The 22,184-nt window shown below is 63.3% G+C and carries 23 protein-coding genes; 19 read left to right on the plus strand and 4 right to left on the minus strand.

Annotated elements, in window-relative coordinates; all coding sequences use genetic code 11:
* Positions 1 to 55: 55 nt before the first annotated feature.
* The 3 genes from gatB to BDD21_RS08640 all read left to right on the plus strand — a co-directional run bounded on the left by gatB (position 56) and on the right by BDD21_RS08640 (position 4,048).
* A complete protein-coding gene (gene gatB, locus BDD21_RS08630; RefSeq protein ID WP_120796819.1) occupies positions 56 to 1,501 on the plus strand; it encodes an Asp-tRNA(Asn)/Glu-tRNA(Gln) amidotransferase subunit GatB in 1,446 nt (481 codons plus the stop codon).
* 67 nt (positions 1,502 to 1,568) lie between these two features.
* On the plus strand, positions 1,569 to 3,155 hold the full coding sequence (locus tag BDD21_RS08635) for a sodium:solute symporter family transporter (RefSeq protein WP_120796820.1): 1,587 nt from the start codon (positions 1,569 to 1,571) through the stop codon (positions 3,153 to 3,155).
* Positions 3,156 to 3,163: 8 nt separating this feature from the next.
* Entirely contained in the window at positions 3,164 to 4,048 is an 885-nt protein-coding gene (locus BDD21_RS08640; protein ID WP_120796821.1) for a DMT family transporter, read from the plus strand.
* 17 nt (positions 4,049 to 4,065) lie between these two features.
* Here the strand turns inward: BDD21_RS08640 and BDD21_RS08645 are convergent, their stop codons facing one another.
* The 4 genes from BDD21_RS08645 to BDD21_RS08660 form a co-directional block, all read right to left on the minus strand.
* The gene (locus tag BDD21_RS08645; RefSeq protein WP_211335013.1) at positions 4,066 to 4,620 is read right to left on the minus strand and encodes a hypothetical protein; all 555 of its coding nucleotides are present in this window, start codon (positions 4,618 to 4,620) and stop codon (positions 4,066 to 4,068) included.
* A 66-nt stretch (positions 4,621 to 4,686) separates the two neighbouring features.
* Complete coding sequence (locus BDD21_RS08650) at positions 4,687 to 6,015, minus strand: IS701 family transposase (RefSeq protein WP_120796822.1); 1,329 nt, start codon at positions 6,013 to 6,015, stop codon at positions 4,687 to 4,689.
* A gap of 153 nt (positions 6,016 to 6,168) precedes the next feature.
* A complete protein-coding gene (locus tag BDD21_RS08655; RefSeq protein WP_245969477.1) occupies positions 6,169 to 6,714 on the minus strand; it encodes a glycosyltransferase family 2 protein in 546 nt (181 codons plus the stop codon).
* Complete coding sequence (locus BDD21_RS08660; RefSeq protein WP_170164715.1) at positions 6,711 to 7,115, minus strand: GtrA family protein; 405 nt, start codon at positions 7,113 to 7,115, stop codon at positions 6,711 to 6,713. Before BDD21_RS08660 ends, BDD21_RS08655 begins: the two co-directional genes overlap by 4 nt.
* A gap of 125 nt (positions 7,116 to 7,240) precedes the next feature.
* Here BDD21_RS08660 and BDD21_RS08665 point away from each other — a divergent pair, with 125 nt between their 5' ends.
* The 16 genes from BDD21_RS08665 (at position 7,241) to urtE (ending at position 22,093) form a co-directional block, all read left to right on the plus strand.
* Entirely contained in the window at positions 7,241 to 8,290 is a 1,050-nt protein-coding gene (locus tag BDD21_RS08665) for a quinone-dependent dihydroorotate dehydrogenase (RefSeq protein ID WP_120796824.1), read from the plus strand.
* Positions 8,291 to 8,601: 311 nt separating this feature from the next.
* Complete coding sequence (gene hisB, locus BDD21_RS08670) at positions 8,602 to 9,207, plus strand: imidazoleglycerol-phosphate dehydratase HisB (RefSeq protein ID WP_120796825.1); 606 nt, start codon at positions 8,602 to 8,604, stop codon at positions 9,205 to 9,207.
* A gap of 89 nt (positions 9,208 to 9,296) precedes the next feature.
* The gene (gene hisA, locus BDD21_RS08675) at positions 9,297 to 10,037 is read left to right on the plus strand and encodes a 1-(5-phosphoribosyl)-5-[(5-phosphoribosylamino)methylideneamino]imidazole-4-carboxamide isomerase (protein WP_120796826.1); all 741 of its coding nucleotides are present in this window, start codon (positions 9,297 to 9,299) and stop codon (positions 10,035 to 10,037) included.
* Between the two features lie 69 nt (positions 10,038 to 10,106).
* Positions 10,107 to 10,502 carry a phosphoribosyl-AMP cyclohydrolase gene (gene hisI, locus BDD21_RS08680; protein ID WP_120796827.1) on the plus strand — a complete coding sequence of 132 codons (396 nt, stop codon included), beginning with the start codon at positions 10,107 to 10,109 and terminating at the stop codon, positions 10,500 to 10,502.
* A gap of 6 nt (positions 10,503 to 10,508) precedes the next feature.
* Positions 10,509 to 10,826, plus strand: a complete 318-nt coding sequence (locus tag BDD21_RS08685; RefSeq protein ID WP_120796828.1) for a phosphoribosyl-ATP diphosphatase — start codon at positions 10,509 to 10,511, stop codon at positions 10,824 to 10,826.
* Positions 10,827 to 11,210: 384 nt separating this feature from the next.
* Complete coding sequence (gene tatA / locus BDD21_RS08690) at positions 11,211 to 11,471, plus strand: twin-arginine translocase TatA/TatE family subunit (RefSeq protein ID WP_120796829.1); 261 nt, start codon at positions 11,211 to 11,213, stop codon at positions 11,469 to 11,471.
* Between the two features lie 66 nt (positions 11,472 to 11,537).
* On the plus strand, positions 11,538 to 11,906 hold the full coding sequence (gene tatB / locus BDD21_RS08695) for a Sec-independent protein translocase protein TatB (protein ID WP_120796830.1): 369 nt from the start codon (positions 11,538 to 11,540) through the stop codon (positions 11,904 to 11,906).
* Between the two features lie 105 nt (positions 11,907 to 12,011).
* Entirely contained in the window at positions 12,012 to 13,217 is a 1,206-nt protein-coding gene (gene tatC, locus BDD21_RS08700; RefSeq protein ID WP_120796831.1) for a twin-arginine translocase subunit TatC, read from the plus strand.
* A gap of 330 nt (positions 13,218 to 13,547) precedes the next feature.
* Positions 13,548 to 14,528 carry a LysR family transcriptional regulator gene (locus tag BDD21_RS08705; protein ID WP_120796832.1) on the plus strand — a complete coding sequence of 327 codons (981 nt, stop codon included), beginning with the start codon at positions 13,548 to 13,550 and terminating at the stop codon, positions 14,526 to 14,528.
* Between the two features lie 168 nt (positions 14,529 to 14,696).
* A complete protein-coding gene (locus tag BDD21_RS08710; RefSeq protein WP_120796833.1) occupies positions 14,697 to 15,032 on the plus strand; it encodes a helix-turn-helix domain-containing protein in 336 nt (111 codons plus the stop codon).
* A gap of 390 nt (positions 15,033 to 15,422) precedes the next feature.
* Complete coding sequence (gene urtA, locus BDD21_RS08715; RefSeq protein ID WP_120796834.1) at positions 15,423 to 16,724, plus strand: urea ABC transporter substrate-binding protein; 1,302 nt, start codon at positions 15,423 to 15,425, stop codon at positions 16,722 to 16,724.
* 328 nt (positions 16,725 to 17,052) lie between these two features.
* Positions 17,053 to 18,684, plus strand: a complete 1,632-nt coding sequence (gene urtB, locus BDD21_RS08720) for an urea ABC transporter permease subunit UrtB (RefSeq protein WP_245969479.1) — start codon at positions 17,053 to 17,055, stop codon at positions 18,682 to 18,684.
* A gap of 62 nt (positions 18,685 to 18,746) precedes the next feature.
* Positions 18,747 to 19,877 carry an urea ABC transporter permease subunit UrtC gene (gene urtC, locus BDD21_RS08725; RefSeq protein WP_211335014.1) on the plus strand — a complete coding sequence of 377 codons (1,131 nt, stop codon included), beginning with the start codon at positions 18,747 to 18,749 and terminating at the stop codon, positions 19,875 to 19,877.
* A complete protein-coding gene (urtD, locus tag BDD21_RS08730) occupies positions 19,874 to 20,704 on the plus strand; it encodes an urea ABC transporter ATP-binding protein UrtD (protein ID WP_120796835.1) in 831 nt (276 codons plus the stop codon). Before urtC ends, urtD begins: the two co-directional genes overlap by 4 nt.
* A 75-nt stretch (positions 20,705 to 20,779) precedes the next feature.
* Complete coding sequence (locus BDD21_RS08735) at positions 20,780 to 21,211, plus strand: DUF29 domain-containing protein (protein ID WP_120796836.1); 432 nt, start codon at positions 20,780 to 20,782, stop codon at positions 21,209 to 21,211.
* Between the two features lie 186 nt (positions 21,212 to 21,397).
* Positions 21,398 to 22,093 (plus strand): urea ABC transporter ATP-binding subunit UrtE, encoded by a 696-nt coding sequence (gene urtE, locus BDD21_RS08740; RefSeq protein ID WP_120796837.1) that lies wholly within the window; start codon positions 21,398 to 21,400, stop codon positions 22,091 to 22,093.
* Positions 22,094 to 22,184: the final 91 nt, after the last annotated feature.

A 22,184-nucleotide genomic window follows, 5' to 3' on the forward strand; every position in this document is an offset into this window, starting at 1 on the left:
TTCGACACGAGACGTCAGGTTTGCCGAAAGTACGAACGCGACATAGGTTAGACACATGCAATGGGAAACCGTGATCGGGCTCGAGATCCACACTCAGCTCGCGACCCAATCGAAGATCTTCTCGGGTGCATCGACCGCCTTCGGCGCGTCGCCCAACACGCAGGCCTGCGCCATTGATCTGGGTTTGCCCGGCGTGCTGCCGGTGCTCAATGCCGAGGCGGTACGTCTGGCCGTGCGTTTCGGCAAAGCGATCGGTGCCGAGGTGGCGCCGCGCTCGGTGTTCGCCCGTAAGAATTACTTCTATCCGGATCTTCCGAAGGGCTACCAGATCAGTCAGTACGAGCTGCCGATCGTCGGCGAGGGACGCGTGGAGATCGTGCTCGGCGACGGTGCGGTGAAGTCGATCGGGGTGACGCGTGCGCATCTCGAAGAAGACGCCGGCAAGTCGTTGCACGAGGAGACCCTCGCGGGCGGCGGCTACACGGGCATCGATCTCAACCGGGCCGGCACGCCCTTGCTCGAGATCGTCTCCGATCCGGACATGCGCACCCCGCAGGAGGCCGTGGCCTACGCGCGCAAGATCCATCAACTGGTGCGCTGGATCGGCATCAGCGACGGAAACATGCAGGAAGGCTCCTTCCGGGTCGACGCCAATGTCTCCGTGCGCCCGCTCGGTCAGACGCGCTTCGGCACCCGGACCGAGATCAAGAATCTCAACTCCTTTCGGTTCATCGAGCGCGCGATCCAGTTCGAGGTCGAGCGCCAGATCGACGTGATCGAAGGCGGCGGGACGGTGGTGCAGGAGACCCGGCTCTATGATCCCGAGCGCGACGAGACCCGTCCCATGCGCTCCAAGGAAGAGGCCAACGACTACCGCTACTTCCCGGATCCGGATTTGCTCCCGGTCGAGATCGATGTCGCCTTCATCGTCGATGCGGTCGCGGATCTCCCCGAGCTGCCGGACAGCATGCGCGAGCGCTTCCACACCCAATACGGACTCGGCGAGTACGACGCCAGCCTGCTGACCGCCGGGCGTGAGCTTGCCCAGTATTTCGAGGCGGTGGTGCAGGCCACCGCCGAGCCCAAGCTGGCCGCCAACTGGGTCAACGGCGAGCTGGCCGCCGCGCTGAATCGCTCCGAGATCGAGATCGCACAGAGCCCGGTCTCCGCGGCCATGCTTGCCGGCCTCATCCATCGTATCCAGGACGGGACAGTGTCCGGGAAGCTCGCCAAACAGGTCTTCGAGGCGATGTGGGGCGGCGAGGGCGATGCCGACAGCGTCATTCAGGCACGCGGGCTGCGACAGATCACCGACAGCGGCGAGCTCGAGGCCATGATCGCGGCGATCGTCGCGGCCAACCCCGGTCAGGTCGAGCAATACCGCGCCGGCAAGGACAAGGTCTTCGGCTTCTTCGTCGGTCAGGTGATGAAGGAGAGCAAAGGCAAGGCCAATCCGCAGCAGGTCAACGAGATCCTGATGCGCGTCCTCGCAAGCGACTGATCCCGACTCCCCGGCGACGGGGTCGGTCAGTCGCGGGTTTCAGGTTCGATGGAGCGATATCCTCGCTATGGATCCCTTCATCACGCGAATTGCCCCGATCGATCTCGCGATCATCGGCCTCTATTTCCTGATCGTTTTTGCGATCGGCGCCTATCTCGCGCGCCGAACCCACGATGCGGACGATCTTTTCCTGGCCGGGCGCCGGCTCGGCTGGCTGCCGGTCGGGCTGTCGCTGTTTGCCTCCAACATCTCCTCAACGACCCTGATCGGGCTCATGGGCGCGGCCTACACCTGGGGGATCGCGGTCGCCAACTACGAGTGGATGGCCGCGCCGCTGCTGGTCGTCTTCGTCATCATCTTGATTCCGCTTTATCTGCGCGCCCGTGTCGGAACCGTGCCTGAGTATCTGGAGCGGCGGTTCGACGGACGCGCGCGGCGTTATTTCTCCGCCTTGACTCTCGTTTCGAACATCCTGGTCGATACCTCAGGCACGCTCTTCGCCGGTGCGATCGTTCTCAGCGCCTTCATCCCGGGCCTGGATCTGTTCACGGCTGCGCTGATCCTGGCCGCAGTCGCGGGGATCTACACCGCTGCCGGCGGGCTGGCGGCAGTGGTCTATACGGATGTTCTCCAGGCGGTGATCCTGCTCATCGGGGCGTCGCTGGTCACCTACTTCAGTTTCCAGGCAATCGATTTCGACTGGGGGCGGGTGGTCGAGGCGACGGACCCGCAGCAGTTGAGTCTGTTTCTCCCGATGAGCGACCCTAACCTGCCTTGGCTCGGCGTGGTGGTCGGCGTGCCCGTCTTGGGTTTCTACTTCTGGTGTACCAATCAGTTTGTCGTCCAGCGCGTGCTGGGTGCTCGGGACATCGAGAACGCCCGATGGGGGGCACTGCTGGCCGGATTCCTGAAGCTCTCGGTGATCTTCATCATGGTCATCCCCGGCGTCATCGCGATTCAGATCATTCCGGGCCTCGAACAGGCGGATCAGGTCTTCCCGTCGCTGATCGCCGAGCTGCTGCCGGTCGGATTGCGCGGGCTCGTGCTCGCGGCCTTGGTCGCGGCCCTAATGTCGAGCGTCGACTCGACGCTGAACTCGGCCGCGACACTCCTCACGCTCGACTTCATCAAGCCGCTGCGCCCGAACCTGACCTCCCGCCAGACGGCCTGGATCGGGCGCATCGCGATCCTGTTCTTCATGTTGATCTCGGCCGCTGTCGCGCCCTGGATCGGCGGCTTCGAGGGGCTGTTCCACTATCTGCAGGCCGCGCTCTCCTATCTGGTCCCGCCGGTTGCGGCGCTCTTTCTGCTGGGCGCGCTTTGGGCGCGACCGGGTCCGAGGGCGGCGCTCGCGACGTTGCTCGGCGGTCACGCCGTGTCTGCCATGCTCTTCGCCCTGACGGTCGGAGGGGTGCTGGATCTGCACTTCACCTTGGTTGCGGGGATCCTCTTTGCCCTGAGCGCGTTGATCTTCGTCGTCGTCGGTTTGCTTGAGCCGCGTCCCTCGGCTGCGCGTGCGATGGCGAGCGGCGAGATGGTCTGGCGTCCCGCGCTGGCGCGCCCGACGCGCTCGGGTGCCTGGTGGTCGGACTATCGGCTCCAGTCCGCGGTCTTGCTGGCGCTGACCGCGGCCTTGGCGATCGGCTTCGGGTAGAGCAGCACATGCCCCAAGACGCGACGCCGCCGCGGGCATCCCGGCCGCTTGCCCTCGCGGCCGCCTGGATGGGGGTTGCGCTGACCTCCTTCGCACTGCTTGCCGTCTCCGCGCGCGAGCTGCTGGACACCATGGAGCCGGTGCAGTTTCTCTTTCTGCGCACTGCACTTGGCCTGCCGCTCTTGGTGCCGCTGGCGCTGTGGTTGGCCCCTGGCTTTCATCGCACCGAACGGCTTCCGCTGCACCTGCTGCGCAACCTTTTTCACTACGGCGGGCAGGTCTGCTGGATCACCGCCATCGGCATGTTGCCGCTCGCGTTGGTCTTCGCGCTTGAATTCACGACGCCTGTCTGGGCGGCCGTGTTGGCGCTGTTCTTTCTCGGCGAGCGATTGAATCGAGGACGTGTCGTGGCGCTTGTGTTGGGCGTGGCGGGCGTGCTCGTCATCACGCGGCCCGGTGTGCAGCCACTCGATCTCGGTGTCCTGATCGGGCTGGCCGCCGCGGTCGGTTTTGCCGTGAGCCTGACGGCGACCAAGGGACTCACGCGCTATGACGGTGTCTTCACCATCCTCTTCTGGATGCTGGTGATGCAGCTCCTGATCGGTCTCGTCCCCGCGCTGCTGGTCTGGCAACCGGTCGACTGGACGGATGCGCCCTGGCTGCTCGTGGCCGCGGTCACCGGGATCAGCGCACATCTCGGCATTGCCAAGGCGTTTCAGCACGCCGATGCAACGGTCGTGCTGCCGATGGATTTTCTGCGCCTGCCGCTCATCGCGCTAATCGGGGCGGTTTTCTATGGCGAGGGCCTCGACCCCTGGGTCATCGGCGGGGCGACGTTGATCTTCGTCGGAAACGAGTACAGCTTGCGGCGCGAGAGGCGGGGTTTGGCCTAACCGGTCGGGTCTTCTCATTAACCCGGCCCCGTCGCGGATGGATGGCCGGTCTCGCTCGGGACGCCATGCTCGCACTGTCTCGGGCGTTCGTAGGTCTCGACAAGATAGAGCGGCCGGCCTTTGGTCTCGTTGAACATCCGTCCGAGATACTCGCCCAAGACGCCGATGGCGGCGAGTTGGACGCCGCCGAGAAAGAGGACTACAACCATCAGGGACGGATATCCGGCGACGGGGTCTCCGTAACGCAAGGTCTTGTAGATGATCCAGCTTGCGTAGAGGAATGCCGTTGCGGCCGTGGTTAGCCCGACATAACTGGCCGCCTTCAGCGGGGCCGTGCTGAAGGAGGTAATGCCCTCGATCGCGAACCCCCAGAGCTTGTGGTAATTCCACTTGGTCGCCCCGGCGCTGCGACGGTCGCGATGGTAGGTCACGGCGGTTTGTCGATAGCCGATCCAGGCGAACAGGCCCTTCATGAAGCGATGCTGCTCGCGCAGTCGGCACAGGGCGTCGACCGCGCGGCGGCTGAGCAGACGGAAGTCGCCCGTGTCCTTGGGGATCTCGATCGGGCTCATGCCCCCGATGACACGGTAGAAATACCGAGCGCTCAGCTTCTTGAGAACTGAAGTTTCCCGTCTTCCTCAGGCGACCAGCCGCATGACTGCAACGATGAGGGGATTTCGGGTGCCTTGGCCGGGATCGTCGCAGTCGACCCCGAAACCCACGTCGGCGAGATCATGTGCAAGCGCTCGGCGCACATCGGCGAAGGCATATTCGGTCCGACGCGCAGCGGCGTAGCGCCGTGCGGGGGCTTGCTCCAAGCTGGCCGCGTAGATCCAGGTAATGGTGGTGGCCACCATACAGAAGTGCAGATGGTTGGTGACCGCATCGGGATTGCGGGTCTGCGTCTGGGCACTGCCGATCTCCTGCTTGATTTCCCTGAATCCGGCTTCTATTTTCCAGCGCGCGCCATAGATTTCAATCATTTGTTCAACGGATAGGGTCAGGTCGGTGGTCACCAGTGCGATCCATTGGGTACGCCGGTAGACCCACACCACGCGCACCTGGCAGCGCAGGGACTTGAGCATCACCACCTGCTCGGCGGCCACCACGTCGCGAACCCGCCCGTAGAGGTTGAGGGAATAAGTCCGCGCGGTGGCCCGCAGTGCGGTCTGCATCGCCTTGACACTGCCCAGACGCTCCCCGTACTTGCGGGGTCGTCCGGCGCGTCCCGGCACGGCCACCGGCAGATCGTGGAGCACCGCGTTCACGCGCAGGCGCGAGAGCAGATGGGCACGGGAGCCGAGCGCCCGGCGCAACGGTTTGAGCAAGCCGTTGTTGCCGAACCAGCTGTCGGTGACCACCAGGATCGGCGCCCGCGGAAAGACCCCGGCGAAGCTCTGGATCAGGCGCACGGCTTGGGTGAACTTGGTCTCGAAGGTGAGCACCCGACCGCGGATGCGCACGCTGCGCAGCGCCAGGGTCGCCCTGCGCAGGTAAAAGGCGAAGGCCAACGGCAGGCAACACCAGCGCCCGTGAATGACCTTCAGCAGTCCGAGCGTGACGATGGTCTGCGCCCACGGAAACGAGCTCTGATTGGTCTTGGCGGCATGGTCGAAGCTGCGCTGGCAGGCAAACACCTTGGTGCCGGTCTTCGGATTGATCGAGTCGTCCAGCACCACCAGCAGGCGCCCGTCGGTGAGGGGGTCGGGGATCGCCCGCCAGAGCACCGCCCAGATCCGCGTCCACGGCAGCTTCACCGAGGCCATGAAGGTGTAGTACCTGGCCTCGCCGATCACCACGCCGAAGAGCGTGGCGATGGTGCGCAGCAGGTTGGAGGTACGCGAGGCGGTGATCGGCAACAGGATCGCCTGCAGCGTGAGAATGAACCAGCGGGCGCGTTCTCGGCCGTGGTCGGAGTTCGGAAAAAGGCCCTGGAATTGAATGGCGAGTGCGGGTAGGATCGACATCGAATGCGGCTCGTATTTGGCGTCTAATCATTGGCTTAGGCACCTTTCATTATACGCTTGCGCGAGCCCGCATTCATCTTCAACTGCTTGTTTATTCACCGAATCGTCCGCGTTTTTCACACGCGTTTGGTCATCGTGGCAGCTTGGATTTCGTCAATAAGCTTTCACTAATATGCGCGCATATTCGTGGTTGCTTATATTATGATATGGCTGTATGAAACTGAGAAACTTCAGCTTCTTGAGAACACTCTCGCCTTCACGCGACAGGCGTGTCGCGTAGACCACGTCGTAGCCCTGGCTCCAGCGTGCCATCAGTTCGGGGATCAACTCGGGCGGATCCTGCAGATCGGCGTCGATGATAACCGTGGCCTCGCCACGACTGTGATCCAGCCCGGCCGTCATCGCGATCTCCTTGCCGAAGTTGCGGCTGAGATTCAGGACGGCCACCCGCGGATCGGCGGCACGCAGGCGATAGAGGATGTCCAGGGTCGCGTCGCGGCTGCCGTCGTTGACGTAGATCACCTCGGCGGTGACGCCCAAACCGCCGATCACGGCCGTCAGACGCCGGTGGAGTTCATCGAGCACTTCGGCCTCGTTGTAGGCGGGGACGATCAAGGAAAGCGTCGGCGGCTCCGTGACCCGGGCCGCGCCGTTCTGGTCGAGCAGGGTGTAGAGCGCATCGGGTTGTTCGGGGCTCATGTCGCATCCTTCTCCCGAAAGGTCCAGAGGCTATTCAATACGAAGTTGAGTAGAAAGACGGCTGCGGTGGCCGCGATCTGGACGAGGATGTAGTCGAGCGCAAGGACGTCGACGCCGGCATAGACCATCCAGGTATTGAGCACGCCGGTTACGATTGCGATCAAGGCAAACTTTGGTCCGGCATCCTGATGGGATTTTGAGCTGTTGAAGGTATAGCGATAGTTCAGCAGGTAATTGATCACTGCACCGAGAGCGAAGCCGACGGTCGTCGCCGCAGCAGGATGAAGCCCCCAGATCTCGACCAGCGAAACGAGGGCCAAGTAATGCGCGAGCGTGCCGATGGCCCCGACCATTCCGAAGGCCACGAGTCTTCGCCATGCCGTCGCGAGGGAGGTGAACATCGAGCATCTCCGGCCGAAAACAGAAGTCTCGCACGAGACTGCTATACTACGCATCCGCGTCTTATAAGCGCCCGCTTCCTCTCCGCTCGGATGGCTCGCGGACTTCACTGGAGACTAATCGGACGATGACGACGAGTGTGGGACACGCGAGCCGGTTTTGGCGCTTCGCACGACCGTTTCTTTTCCGCCTGGACGCCGAGCGCGCACACGATTCGACGCTGGCGCTGCTCGGATCATGGGCGCGTTGGTTCTCGGGCCGTTTGGGTGCGGAGGATATTGCCCGTGCGCAGGGACGGGCGGTCGACGCGATGGGCTTGCACTTCCCAAACCCGATCGGACTCGCGGCGGGTCTGGACAAGAATGCCGTCGCCGTGCCCGCCTGGCAGGCGCTGGGTTTCGGTTTCATCGAGGTCGGGACCATCACGGCGCTGGCACAGCCCGGCAACCCGAAGCCGCGGCTTTTTCGTCTGCCGGCGGACGAGGCGCTGATCAATCGAATGGGTTTCAACAACGCGGGTGCGGATGCGGCGGCGATCCGGCTGGAGCGGCTGCGTGCGCGCGATATCCTCCAGGTTCCGCTCGGCGTCAACCTGGGCAAGTCCAAGGTCACCCCGGCGGAGGAGGCGGCGGACGACTATCGGCGCAGCTTCGAGCGGGTCGGTCATCTCGCGGACTATGTGGTCGTGAACATCTCGAGTCCGAACACACCCGGCCTGCGGGATCTGCAGCGGGTCGACGAGGTGGCGCGCATCATCGAGGCGATCCAGGGGCCTAATCAGCGTCTCGCCCGGCCCAAGCCTCTCTTGGTCAAGCTCGCGCCGGACCTCGCCGACGAGGACGCGATCGACTGCGCCCGCGCGGCGCTGGATGCGGGCTGTGCCGGCCTGATCTTGACCAACACCAGCATCCGCTTTGAAGGGCTTCGCAGCAGCACCGAGGGGATGAGCGGGGGGCTTTCGGGTCGACCGATCCTGGAGCGGAGCACCGCCCTGCTGGGCTTGGTCCGACAGGCCGTCGGTCCGGCCCCGGTGCTCGTCGGTGTCGGGGGCGTCATGGACCCCGCGGGCGCGTCGGCCAAGCTCGCAGCCGGCGCAGATCTCGTGCAGATCTACAGTGGCCTCATCTACCGTGGACCTGGGTTCGTGCGCGAGCTGCTGCGCGGGATGTCGAGCTAAACCGCGCCCGGAGCGAGATGCTGATTTTCGAGTGAGTTCTACGTTTGGTACATCCACGGCCCTTAGCGGGGGCGAGGTTTAGAATAATATATAGTATTCAATATCTTGAGCCGCGCCGACTTGAGCGGTCTTCAGGTCTGTCGGGGCCGATGCCATCCAAAAACATCGCACACTGCTCTGGGCGCGGTTCAATGCCTGCCTCGCCGGGACGATTTGCGCCGTCGTTTCCGGCGTTTGCGGCCCTCGCCCTTATGTCGTCCGGATCGGCTATGGTTTAATGCGGGCTTGCGAGCCAACGACACTGCTTCAACATGACCCTCGACAGTACACATCGTAAGGCCCGGGTCGAGCGCAACACCCTGGAGACCCGCATCCGCGTGGCACTGGATCTGGACGGGTCCGGGCGCTCGGATCTGCACACGGGTGTGCCCTTTCTGGACCACATGCTCGATCAGGTCGCGCGACATGGTCTGATCGATCTCGACATCCAGGCCGAGGGCGATCTGCATATCGACGCTCACCATACGGTCGAAGACATCGGCATCACGGTTGGCCAAGCGCTCGCGCAGGCGTTCGGGGACAAGAAGGGTCTGCGTCGCTACGGTCACGCCTATGTCCCGCTGGACGAGGCCCTGTCGCGTGTCGTGGTGGATCTGTCCGGCCGCCCCGGGCTGGAGTTCAACGTCGACTTCACCCGCGCCATGATCGGCGGGTTCGACGTCGATCTCTTTCATGAATTCTTCCAGGGTTTGGTGAACCACGCGGCCATGACGCTGCACATCGACAATCTGCGCGGCACCAACGCCCATCACCAAGCAGAAACCGTCTTCAAGGCGTTCGGGCGTGCCTTGCGCATGGCCGTGGAGCCGGATCCAAGGATGGCGGGGATTACCCCGTCCACCAAGGGCGCGCTTTGAGACTTGGACCCACGTCGCCTCCGTTGCCCGAGTTCTCGGCAGAGAGGGGTCTATCCGACATCCGACATCCGACAGCGAGTGACCGATCCATGTTGCTGATTCCCGCAATCGATTTGAAGGACGGCCGCTGTGTGCGCCTGCGTCAAGGCCGGATGGAGGAGGCGACGGTCTTCTCCGACGACCCGGTGGACACCGCCGCACGCTGGGTGGGTGAGGGTGCGCGCCGGCTGCATTTGGTCGATCTCAACGGCGCCTTTGCCGGCATGCCGGTCAACGGCGAGGCCATTCGCGGTATCGCCGAGGCATTTCCCGAGCTGCCGATCCAGGTCGGTGGCGGTATCCGCGACGAAGCGACCATCGCGGCCTATCTGAGCGCCGGGGTGACCTACTGCATCATCGGGACCCAGGCGGTCAAGGAGCCGGTCTTCGTCGAGCGCGCCTGTCGGTCCTTTCCCGGTCAGATCATGGTCGGGCTCGATGCGAAGGACGGGCAGGTCGCCATCGAGGGCTGGGCACAGATCACCGAGCATCAGGCCGAAGATTTGGCGAAGCGGTTCGAGGACGCCGGTGTTGCGGCCATCATCTACACCGACATCGGTCGCGACGGCATGATGAACGGACCCAACGTGGAAGCGACCCGCGCGCTGGCCGGGGCGATCCGCATCCCGGTGATCGCCTCGGGCGGCATCACGGTCATCGACGACGTGCGCGCGCTGGCCGAGGTGGCGAGCTGCGGCATCATCGGGGCCATTACGGGGCGTGCCATCTATGAAGGGACGCTCGACTTTGCCGAGGGGCAGCGCCTCGCGGATAGCCTGAGCCCGCGTTGAGACGGGGCCAATTGCAAGTGCGCGCAGCCGGGTGTCGCCGACACCGGGAGTGCCGCGAGGAGATCGACGATGTCTGAAGATTGGCTCGATGCCGTCAAGTGGGATGCTCAGGGACTGGTGCCGGCGATTGCGCAAGAGCACGCGACCGGCACCATCTTGATGATGGCTTGGATGAATCCCGAGTCTCTGCGGCTGACGCGAGAGACCGGGCATGCGGTCTACTGGTCGCGCTCGCGCGGGCGGCTCTGGCACAAGGGCGAGGAATCGGGCCATCAGCAGGTGGTGCATGCCATCCGAATCGACTGCGACGCCGACGTCGTGCTCCTCGATGTCGAGCAGAAGGGCGGGATTGCCTGCCATACCGGGCGTCACAACTGTTTTTTTCGCGAGCTCGATGCGCAGGGGCATTGGGTCGAGGTCGCGCCCGTTCTGAAGGATCCGGACGCGATTTACGGGAAGGCGTGATCGATCATGAATGACCTGCTCGAGCGGTTGTCCGAGGTTCTGGAGTCTCGAAAGGGGGCGGATCCGGGAAGCTCCTATGTCGCGGGCCTGTATTCCAAAGGTCTCGACGCCATCCTCAAAAAGATCGGCGAGGAAGCGACCGAAACCGTCATGGCCGCCAAGGACGGGGTCCCCGAGAAGATCGTGCACGAGGTTGCGGATCTCTGGTTCCACACCCTGGTTCTGCTCGCGCAGCAGGGTCTCGGCCCGGCCGATGTCTTGGCGGAGCTGGACCGGCGTTTTGGCCTCTCGGGGTTGGACGAGAAGGCCGGTCGTGGATCCTGATCCCCGGCTTAAACCGCGTCTAGAGCGAGAGGCTAACTTTCGAGTGAGTTCGAAGTTTGGTGAATCCACGACCCTTAGCGGAGGGCGCGGTTTAAAATTTTATATTTTTTAATACTTTAAACCGCGCCGGCTCCAGCAGTTCTGAAATTCGCCGGGGCCGATCCCATCCAAAAACATCGTATACCGCGCTGGGCGCGGTTTAATCGCCGACCTCGGGTCACCGAAGACTAACCGCGTCTTTGTGATTGCGGTATGATCCGGGCGCTTCGGGTCCCTTGATGCAAGGGTGCCGAAGACGTCGAAAATCCAGCCGATGGAATCTGTTTCGTCGGCCTCCCCACTGAATCGAGTCGACCGTCTCGCAACGACGGTACGGAGGAAAACATGGGCGCTGGTGGCATCAGTATCTGGCAACTTCTGATCATCCTGGTCATCGTGCTGCTGTTGTTCGGGACCAAACGGCTCAAGGGCATCGGTTCCGATCTGGGCAACGCGATCAAGGGCTTCCGAAGCGCCATGTCCGAGAGCGAGAAGGCCGAGGAAGAGGCCGAAGCAAAACGGGTCGAGCAGACCGCAGAGAAGCGTGTCGCCGACGGCGAGCCGGCCAAACGCGAGCCTGCGAAGCCGACGGACAAGTCCGCCTAAGGTGTCGTACCCGCAGGCGTCCTCCCCCAAAGCGTCCACTTAGTAAGGCGGTCACGCGAGGTTGCCATGTTCGACATGGGTTTCTGGGAGCTTTTGGTGATCGGCGTGGTGGCGCTCGTCGTCATCGGACCCGAGCGCTTGCCGCGGGTTGCGCGTATCGCGGGACTCTGGCTGGGGCGTGCGCGTCGCACACTGGCCTCGGTCCAGGACGAGATCCGGCGCGAGCTCAAGGCCGACGAGCTCAAGGAGATTCTCGACAAGCAGGCACGCAGCCGCCCGCTCGAGAGTATTCTCGAAGAGCCGGCGAAGCGCACCGCTAAGCCCGCCTCCGGCACCGAGGCCGCGCGCGCGCCGGCACGGGGCGAGCCACCCGGCGCGCCCGACGAGTCGACCTCGGCCGCCCGGCCGAAAGAGCGAGACACCTCCGCGAGCTGACGGCGCCGATCCGGCGACCTGATCTCGCCCGTCGGGCAAGCCGACGCATCGCTCGCCCGATCCGCTCGCCGAGCCGTCATCCAACCAGCGACGAGAACATCACCCATGTCCCCCGCGAAGCAGCCCGACGATCCGGGTGCCGAACAGCCTTTCGTCTCCCATTTAATCGAGCTGCGCGATCGTCTGATCCGTATGTCGATCGCGATCCTCGTGGTGTTCTTGGCGCTCTTCCCGTTCGCCAACGAGATCTACACCTTCGTGGCAGCGCCCTTGATGGCGCAGTTGCCGGACGGCAACACCATGATCGCCACCCAGGTGGCCGCGCCCTTCTTGACGCCCTTCAAGCTGGCCCTGATCGCCGCGATCTTTCTGTCGATGCCTTTCCTGCTCTACCAGTTCTGGGGGTTCGTCGCGCCCGGGCTCTACAAGCACGAGAAACGCCTGGCGACGCCGCTGCTGATCTCGAGCATCATCCTGTTTTACGTCGGGGTCGCGTTCGCCTTTTTCGTCGTCTTCCCGTTGATCTTCGCGTTTCTCTCGGCATCCACGCCGGACGGCGTGGCGATGATGACGGACATCTCGGCGTATCTCGACTTTGTGCTGGCGCTCTTCTTCGCTTTCGGGATCGCCTTCGAGATTCCGATCGCCACCATCCTGCTGGTGGCGGCCGGGATCACGACGCCGGAAGCCCTTGCCTCCAAGCGTCCTTACGTGATCGTCGGCGCCTTCGTCGTGGGGATGCTGCTGACACCGCCGGACGTCATCTCACAGACCTTGCTGGCCGTGCCCATGTGGCTGCTGTTCGAGCTGGGGATTGTCCTGTCGAAGGTCCTGGTGCGCAAACGCGCGAACGACACCGACGAAGAACCGGATCCCGATGCCTCGGGCAACGCGTTTTCGCCCGCGGCCCCGGCGGGTCCGGTCGGCGGATCGACCTCGGGCCGCGTCACGCCCCGGTCCGAGATGCGGGAGGTCGGGCGCGATCTCGATCCGCACTTCGACGATCCGGATCGTTGGCAGCCTTTGAGCGAGTCCGAGATGGAAGCCGAGTTGGATCTGATCGAGGCGGACGAGATCACGGGGGCGCCTCGAAGCTCCGAGTCGGATGCCGCTCCGACGCTCCAAGCTACGGCTACGGAAGCGGCGCACGCGATCAATTCGGTCGAGGAGAAGATTCGGCGGGCGAACCGATTGCGCGAGCTGGGCAGCACCTTTGCCGCCCGCACGGTGCTCTACGAGGTGCTGGAGGAGGGCGATCCCGACCAACGGCGCGTCGCACGCAACATCCTCAGTCAGCTCGACGAGGCTTGAGCGGTTCCGAAAGCGTCGCGTGGAGCGCGACCCTGCCGCCCGTCGGGATGCTGATCGGGTGACGCACGACGTGCATTGCTCCGCCGCACGCTCCTCATGCCATCGCAGGATTGCCCTCGCTCGATTTGGCACCCCAGCCCGTCGGTCTAAAACGCTTCGTGCTTCATGCAGGGCTCCGACAGCCTTGGTGAATCAGAGGCGCTTACCGGCGGTATCCAGCGGGACGACGCTGAGCCGACTGTGGCGACCATCGCGCCGAAATAATTGCTTCTTTCAATGGGTCTGCTGGGATAGTATAGGTTTTACCACCATTCGAAGATCGGAATCCCAATGGGCTCAGGATCCCAAATTCACTATAAACAGAATCGACTCAAACAATTACGGGCCTTTTGTCATGCGGCGCGCACCGGGAGCGTCAGCGCTGCAGCCGAGAAGATCTTTCTCAGTCAGCCCACCGTGTCTTTGCAGATCCAGGCGCTGGAGCGCGAGTTCAGCACCGTCTTGTTCGAGCGGCGCGGCCCCAAGATCAAGCTGACACCCGAAGGCGATTTGCTCTTCCAGATGGCCGAGCCTCTGGTCGAGGGTATGGACAAGCTGCACGAGGCCTTCGCGACGCAATGCGGCCGCGTCGACCGGGGCGTGTTGAACATTGCCGCCGGCGAGTCGACCATCCTCTATATCCTCCCCGACCCGGTGCGCGCCTTCGTCGACCAGTATCCGGGGATCGAGCTGAAGATGCACAACGTGACCGGCCGCGACGGGCTGGCCATGTTGCGTGCGGACGAGGTCGACCTCGCCGTGGGCTCGATGTTGGATGTGCCCGACGACATTACCTACCGCCCGTTCGTTACCTACCAGCCGACACTCATCACGCCGAAGGACCATCCGCTTGCGGGTAAGGAATCGGTGACCCTCGAAGAGATCGCCCCCTATGGCCTGATTCTGCCGCCGCGGCATCTCAGCACTTGGCGGATGGTCGATCTGGTCTTCAAGCAACACAACCTGGCCTACCGGGTCACCTTGGAGGCGGGCGGCTGGGAGGTCATCAAGAAATATGTCGAATTGGGCCTGGGGATCTCGATCGTGACCGATGTCTGTCTGACCGGTGACGAAAACTTGAGTAGAATTCCGCTCTCTCAGTATTTCCCGAAGCGCAGCTACGGTATCGTACAAAGGCGCGGGAAATTTCTGTCGCCCCAGACCAAGTGCTTCATGAAGACACTCGATCGCGAATTTGCCGATCGTGTCGTGGAGCCGCAACCTCAAACCGTGGGCGATGTCGCAGAGTGGGAGGACGCCTTTCTGGGATGATGCCCCGGCGTCCTGCCCCGCCGCGTCGGCACCCAAGGGTGCTCAAAAGAGTCATCGACTGTAACGACGCCTTGCGCGCGGACGAAATGTGCTTGATTCGGAAGGGATTCGTACACAAATGAAACAGCACCCATACCACTGACATTAGAACACCAGAGCCCAATCACTATGGATCTCACAAAACGCATCGGGCAACGCCTTCGAGCGGCGCGCCAGGATCAGAAACTGAGCCTGTCCGAGCTCTCCGGCCGCACCGAATCGCTGTCCAAGTCACGCATCAGCAACTACGAGCAGGGTATTCGCCGCATGGGGCTCGAAGAGGCCCAAGAGTTGGCGGTCGCACTCGGAACCGTGACCCCGACCTATCTACTCTGTCTCGACGACAAGGACCCGCTCTCCATGACCGAGCGGCAATTGGTGGATTACTTCAGGCAAGCGGACGAGCGAGGCAAGGACACGATCATGAAGGTTGCCTCCGATCAGTCCGACTTCGTCGCCGAGTAAAGCGCAAATGCCGCAGTGCGCGGCCTGCCCGGTCGGCTCTCCATCCTAGGCGCCGACTCCGCAGAAAAAACCCTTGCTGTCGGTCAGGACGAAGCTCGTCTTGGCGCGGGTCTACCGGGAACCCGGATAGGGCGAGCTGACGTCGACCCAGTCCGCGTCCGAGCTGCTCGCAGCATCTAGGATGTTCAATTGCGGTGCGCGTGGCGGAGCCTCGCGCCCCGGTCCATCCCCTGGCTGCGCCGTTTTGGTGCGGCTTTCGATCTTTGCAGTCCGTAAGGGCCGCAAACACGTGCTCGCTCGCTTTGGCGCGGTTTCTGCTTTTTCGCATTGGGCGTCCCGCTCCCGGGATGACCTGACGATCAGATCCACGACCAACAGGAGCCAAAACGCATGTCTAGACGCGACCCGATCAAATCGATCTTGCTCGGCACGGGCCTGATGCTGGGTCTGAGTGCCGGATCCATCGCCCAAGCCGCGGACGACACCATCAAGGTCGGGGTCTTGCATTCTCTCTCCGGCACGATGGCGATCAGCGAGACGACGCTGAAAGATACGGTGTTGATGCTGGTGGACGAGCAAAACAAGAAAGGCGGGTTGCTCGGCAAGCAGCTCGAAGCCGTCGTGGTGGACCCCGCCTCGGATTGGCCGCTGTTCGCCGAAAAGGCACGCGAGCTGCTCACCAAAGACAAGGTTGACGTGGTCTTCGGATGCTGGACCTCGGTGTCGCGCAAGTCCGTGCTGCCGGTCTTCGAGGAACTCAACGGACTCCTCTTCTACCCCGTCCAATACGAGGGCGAAGAGTCCTCCAAGAACGTCTTCTATACCGGTGCTGCGCCGAATCAGCAGGCGATCCCGGCGGTTGATTATCTGAAGAACGAGCTGGGTGTGGAGCGTTGGGTGCTCGCCGGCACGGACTATGTCTATCCGCGTACCACCAACAGGATCCTCGAAGCCTACCTCAAGCAGAATGGGGTCGCCGCAGAGGACATCATGATCAACTACACGCCCTTCGGTCACTCCGATTGGCAGTCCATCGTCTCCGACATCAAGCGTTTCGGCTCCGCGGGCAAGAAGACCGCCGTGGTCTCGACCATCAACGGCGACGCCAACGTCCCCTTCTATAAAGAGCTGGGCAACCAGGGCGTCGCCGCCGAGGACATCCCGGTCATCGCCTTCTCGGTCGGCGAGGAAGAGCTCTCGGGCATCGACACCAAGCCGCTGGTCGGCCATCTCGCCGCCTGGAACTATTTCATGAGCGTCGACGACCCGGCCAACGCCGCCTTCATCGAGACCTGGCACGCTTTCACCAAGAACGACAAACGCGTGACCAACGACCCGATGGAGGCGCACAAGATCGGCTTCGATCTTTGGGTTCAGGCGGTCGAGAAGGCCGGCACTACGGATCCGGATGCGGTGCAGGCCGCCATCATCGGTCTGGAGACCAAGAACCTCACGGGCGGGACCGCGAAGATGCTGCCCAACCACCACATCACCAAACCGGTGCTGATCGGCGAGATTCAGGAAGACGGACAGTTCGCCGTCGTTTGGGCGACCGAAGAAGAGGTCCCCGGCGACGCCTGGTCGGACTTCCTTGAAGGCTCCAAGGATCTGACCGCCGATTGGACCCCGCCGGTGATGTGCGGCAACTTCAATACCGTGACCCAGACTTGTCTCGGGGCTCAGGCGCAATAGGCTGTTGAACCGCGTCCGGCGGGGTCTGCGCGCTCGGAGAGGTGGGCTCGACCTGGTGTGAGTCCACGAGCGCGGCGGAGGACGCGGTTCAAGTATTTTTTCGGGATGGTCTTGGGTGATTCCCGGTGAGCAGTCGACCGGCATGTCGGGGCGAATTGATTCGCCCCGGGCCTTCCGGACACGCGCAGTCGAGACGCTTATTCAACGATGATCCGGTTCCGTAAGTCCGCTTCCAGCCGGCTCGAAGCCGCTTCCGCTTCGGATTTCGCGGATGAATCAATGGGGCGTGCGCAGACAGCCTCCGATCGCAGCGAGTATCGAGATGCCCATGAGCCCGACAGACCGATTGCGACGCTTCCCGCACCTGGCGGGCCTTGGTCTCGTTTCTGCCTTTCTGATTTTGATGGTGTTGCCGCTCGGCAGCATGGCCGATGAGATCGACGCGGCCTTGATCGATCTGAGCGACCGCTCCTTCGAGGTGAAGCAAGCCGCGGTCGATGTCATTGCCGTCGGCGGTGATCCGCGTGCGGCGACGCTCCTCGAAGCCCTATTGGGCGGCAACCTCTATGCCCGCGAGTCGGATCGACGCCCGGTTTTGGTTGCGCCCGCTCCCGGCGGGTATCGGCTGACCGACGCACTCGACGGCAGCGATCTCGGCATGGTCGAACGCGGCGCCGTGAAGAAGATCACGATCAACAACCGTATGCGCAACCAGCTGCGCACGGCGATCGCCGCCCTGACGCTGGCGAGTCCCGATCCGGCGGTTCGTCTCAGAGCCGCACAGCAGATGCTGGGCGACGCCAACCCGATCGTCGTGGAGGCAATCCGCGAGCAGCTCGAGCGCGAGGACGATCCGCGCGTTCGCGATTATCTCGATCTGAGCCTGGCACTGGCCAGTCTGCGTGACGAAGACCCCGCAGCCCGGCTTGCCGCAGTGAACACGCTTTCCGGGAGTCTCTATCCGGCCGCACGCAACGCACTGACCACACTGCTGAGCGAGGAGCCGGCCCCGGAGGTGCGTGCCGCCGCGGAGCGTTCACTCGCCGCGATCGAGCAGAAGCTCAAGCTCAACGCCGCGGCGGAGACGCTCTTCTTCGGGCTCAGCCTCGGCTCGGTCCTGGTGCTTGCGGCCATCGGTCTGGCGATCACCTTCGGGGTCATGGGCGTCATCAACATGGCCCACGGCGAGCTGATCATGATCGGGGCCTATACGACCTACCTGGTCCAACAGGCGATGCCGGGGTTTCTGGACTATTCGCTGTTCGTCGCCATCCCGGCGGCCTTCGTGGTCGCAGGGCTGCTGGGGATCCTGATCGAGCGCACCGTGATCCGCTTCCTCTACGGTCGACCGCTCGAAACACTGCTTGCCACCTTCGGCATCAGCCTGATCCTTCAGCAACTGGTGCGCACGACCATCTCGGCCCAAAACGTGGCCGTGCAGAATCCGTCCTGGATGAGCGGTGCGCTTCAGATCAATCCGGCGCTCGCCCTCACCTACAACCGGCTCTATATCCTGATCTTTGCATTAATGGTCTTCGTCGCGCTGCTGCTGATCCTCAAGCGCACCGCTTTGGGGCTGCAAGTGCGCGCGGTCGCCCAGAACCGGGCGATGGCGCGCTCCATGGGCGTGCGCTCGGCGCGCGTCGATGCACTCACATTCGGCCTGGGCGCCGGTGTGGCGGGGGTGGCCGGTGTCGCCTTGTCCCAGCTCACCAACGTCGGCCCCAACATGGGGCAGGCCTACATCATCGACTCCTTTATGGTCGTGGTCTTCGGCGGGGTCGGGAATCTCTGGGGAACCCTGGTCGCGGGCTTGACCCTGGGCGTCGCCAACAAGCTGATGGAGCCCTGGGCCGGCGCGGTGCTTGCCAAGATCCTGGTGCTGGTCTTTATCATCCTCTTTATCCAGAAGCGCCCGCGCGGGCTCTTCCCGCAACGCGGACGCGCCGCGGACGGGTAGGCGGGTCGGTGGGACGAGGAGAACCGATAGGTTGAGTTTATTGAGGTTTCGGAGAGACGAGTATGGGTGTGATCAGTGTCATGCGAGGCGACAAAGGCGGACAGGCGATGCTGGCCGTCCTGCTGGTCGTCGCGGTCGTGGTGCCGATCCTGAATCTGGTCGTGCCCGAGTCGAGCCCCTGGCATGTCTCCACCTACACGGTGACCTTGCTCGGCAAGTATCTGACCTATGCGTTGCTCGCCGTCGCGGTCGACCTGGTGTGGGGTTATCTGGGCATCCTGAGCCTGGGACATGCCGCCTTCTTCGGTCTCGGCGGCTATGCGATGGGCATGTATCTGATGCGTCAGATCGGCGATCGCGGGGTCTACGGTCACCCGGTGCTGCCGGATTTCATGGTCTTCCTGAACTGGTCCGAGCTGCCCTGGTTTTGGCAGGGCTTCGACCTCTTCTGGTTCGCCGCGCTCATGGCCATCCTGGTCCCCGGAACCTTGGCCTTCATCTTCGGCTATCTCGCCTTCCGCTCGCGGGTCACCGGCGTCTATCTCTCCATCATGACCCAGGCGCTCACCTATGCCCTGATGCTGGCCTTCTTCCGCAACGAGATGGGCTTCGGCGGCAACAACGGTCTGACCGACTTCAAGGACATCCTAGGCTTCGATCTGAAGAGCGATGCGACCCGGATCGGACTCTTCCTCGCCTCGGCGGGTGCCTTGGCGCTGGGCTATCTGGCCTGCCGCTGGATCGTCACCTCGCGGCTTGGGCGTGTTGCGGTCGCGATCCGCGACGCCGAGGCGCGCACCCGCTTCATCGGATACCGGGTCGATCGGGTCAAGCTCGCCATCTTCACCTTCTCGGCGATGCTCGCCGGCGTGGCCGGGGCGCTCTATGTCCCGCAGGTCGGCATCATCAATCCGGGCGAGTTCTCGCCGCTCAACTCGATCGAGCTGGTGATCTGGGTGGCCATCGGCGGTCGGGCCACACTCTACGGCGCTGTCATCGGCGCCATCCTGGTCAACTACGGCAAGACCTATTTCACCGGCGCCTTCCCCGAGGCATGGCTCTTCGCCCTGGGTGCGCTCTTCGTCGTCGTCACACTCTTTCTGCCCAAGGGGATCGCGGGCCTGGTCGGCATGATCAGGACCTGGCGACGATCGCGATCCCCGACCGGGTCCGCAGCGGAGGCGGCACCATGAAGCCCGTCGAGCAACTGCGCGAATCCATGCGCAAGGACCGGCAGTGGAGCTTCATGTACTCCATGCTGGACCTGGATCTGGATGTGAGCCAGGGCGTGATCCTCTATCTGGAAGACGTCAGCGTCAGCTTCGACGGCTTCAAGGCGATCAATAACCTGAACTTCTATGTCAACGCCGGTGAGCTGCGCTGCGTGATCGGTCCGAACGGTGCCGGCAAGACCACCATGATGGACATCATCACCGGCAAGACCCGTCCGGATACGGGCAGCGCCTATTTCGGGCGGACCATCGATCTGCTGCGACTCTCCGAGCCCGAGATCGCCGCGCTCGGCGTCGGCCGCAAGTTCCAGAAGCCGACCGTCTTCGAGTCGCACAGCGTCTTCGAGAACCTCGAGCTGGCGATGGCCGGAGACAAGCGGGTCTTTCCGACCCTGTTCGCGCGGCTCAGCGGGGAGCAACGCGACCGCATCCACGAGGTCTTGGGCATCATCGGACTACGGGAACAGATCCAGCGCGAGGCCGGCGCACTCTCTCACGGCCAGAAGCAATGGCTCGAGATCGGCATGCTCCTGATGCAGGACCCGCATCTGCTGCTGGTCGACGAGCCGGTCGCCGGCATGACCCATCAGGAGATGGACCGCACGGCGGAGCTTCTGCTCTCGCTGGAGGGGAAGCACTCCGTCGTGGTCGTCGAGCACGACATGGACTTCGTCCGCTCCATCGCCAAGCGCGTGACCGTGCTGCATCAGGGCGCGGTCCTCGCCGAAGGCAGCATGGACGAGGTCCAGAACGACCCGCGCGTGGTCGAGGTCTATCTGGGGGAATAAACCCGATGGGGAACGCCTCATGTATCCTGTTCGAGACGGCGCGCCCCGCGCTCGGACGCCCTCGGAGGCCACGCGATGACGACCGACTACGACCAAGACTTCTACGCCTGGTCGCGAGAGCAGGCCAGCCTGCTGCGCTCCGGCCAATACGGGCGACTGGATGTCACGCACCTCGTCGAGGAGATCGAGGACTTGGGGAAACGGGAACGGCGTGCGTTGGAAAGTCGGCTCGCCGTCTTGCTGGGCCATCTCCTCAAATGGCAGTACCAGCCCGAGTATCCGAGCCGCAAATCCTGGCGCGCGACCATCAACACACAACGTCGCGCGATCGCCAAGCTGCTGGACGAGAACCCGAGCCTGGCCGCGCGATTGGACGAGATCATCCGCGACGCCTATCCGGACGCGGTCGACCTCGCCGTCGCCGAGACGCCGCTGGACTATGATGCCTTTCCGGATGGCTGTCCCTGGGACCAGATGCAAATCCGAGGCACCTTCCTGCCCGGCTAAAACGCGTCTCGTGCAATATGCGATGTCATCGCTTGGGACGAGCCGCCGATGAGCCAGCGACCGCATCAGCAGACGCGTTTTAGGAATTTTTTTCTTTATCTTGAATCGCGTCGACTGTAAGGCATCCTGAGCCATCGACGCGGCGGCACACGACGACATTGATCATCACCCCGGACGCGATTCAATATGCTTACGATTTCGGGCCTTAATCAGTTCTACGGCGAGAGCCACACGCTCTGGGATTTGGATGTCGAGATCCCGCAGGGTCAGTGCACCTGCGTGATGGGTCGCAACGGGGTCGGCAAGACCACACTGATGCAATGCATCATGGGGTTGCTCCCGTTGCGGTCCGGCTCCCTGAGCTATCAGGGTCAGGATCTCGCGCGTCTGACCGCCGAGCGTCGCGCACCGCTCGGGATCGGCTACGTCCCGCAGGGTCGCCAGATCTTCCCGCTGCTGAGCGTCGAGGAGAACCTGCGCATCGGTCTCGCCGCACGGCCCGACCGCGCCAAACAGATCCCCGGTTACATCTTCGAACTATTCCCGGTGCTCAAAGAGATGCTCGGGCGCCGCGGCGGCGATCTTTCGGGCGGTCAGCAACAACAGTTGGCCATCGGCCGGGCGCTGGTCATCGACCCCAAGCTCCTGATCCTCGACGAGCCCACCGAAGGCATCCAGCCCAACATCGTCCACGAGATCGGCGACATCATCCGCCGCCTCATGAGCGACCTGAATCTCACCGTCATCCTGGTCGAGCAGAAGCTCCCTTTCGCCCGCCGCGTCGCCGATCGCTTCATCATCCTCGACCGCGGACGGCTGATGGCGAGCGGGTCGATGCCCGATCTGACGGAGGATCTGGTCAAGCAATACCTGACGGTGTGAGTATTAAACCGCGTCCGGAGCGAGATGCTCATTTTCGAGTGAGCTCGACGTTCGGTGCATCCACGGCTCTTGGTGGGGACGCGGTTTAAAA

Source organism: Thiocapsa rosea (assembly GCF_003634315.1).
GTDB lineage: Bacteria > Pseudomonadota > Gammaproteobacteria > Chromatiales > Chromatiaceae > Thiocapsa > Thiocapsa rosea.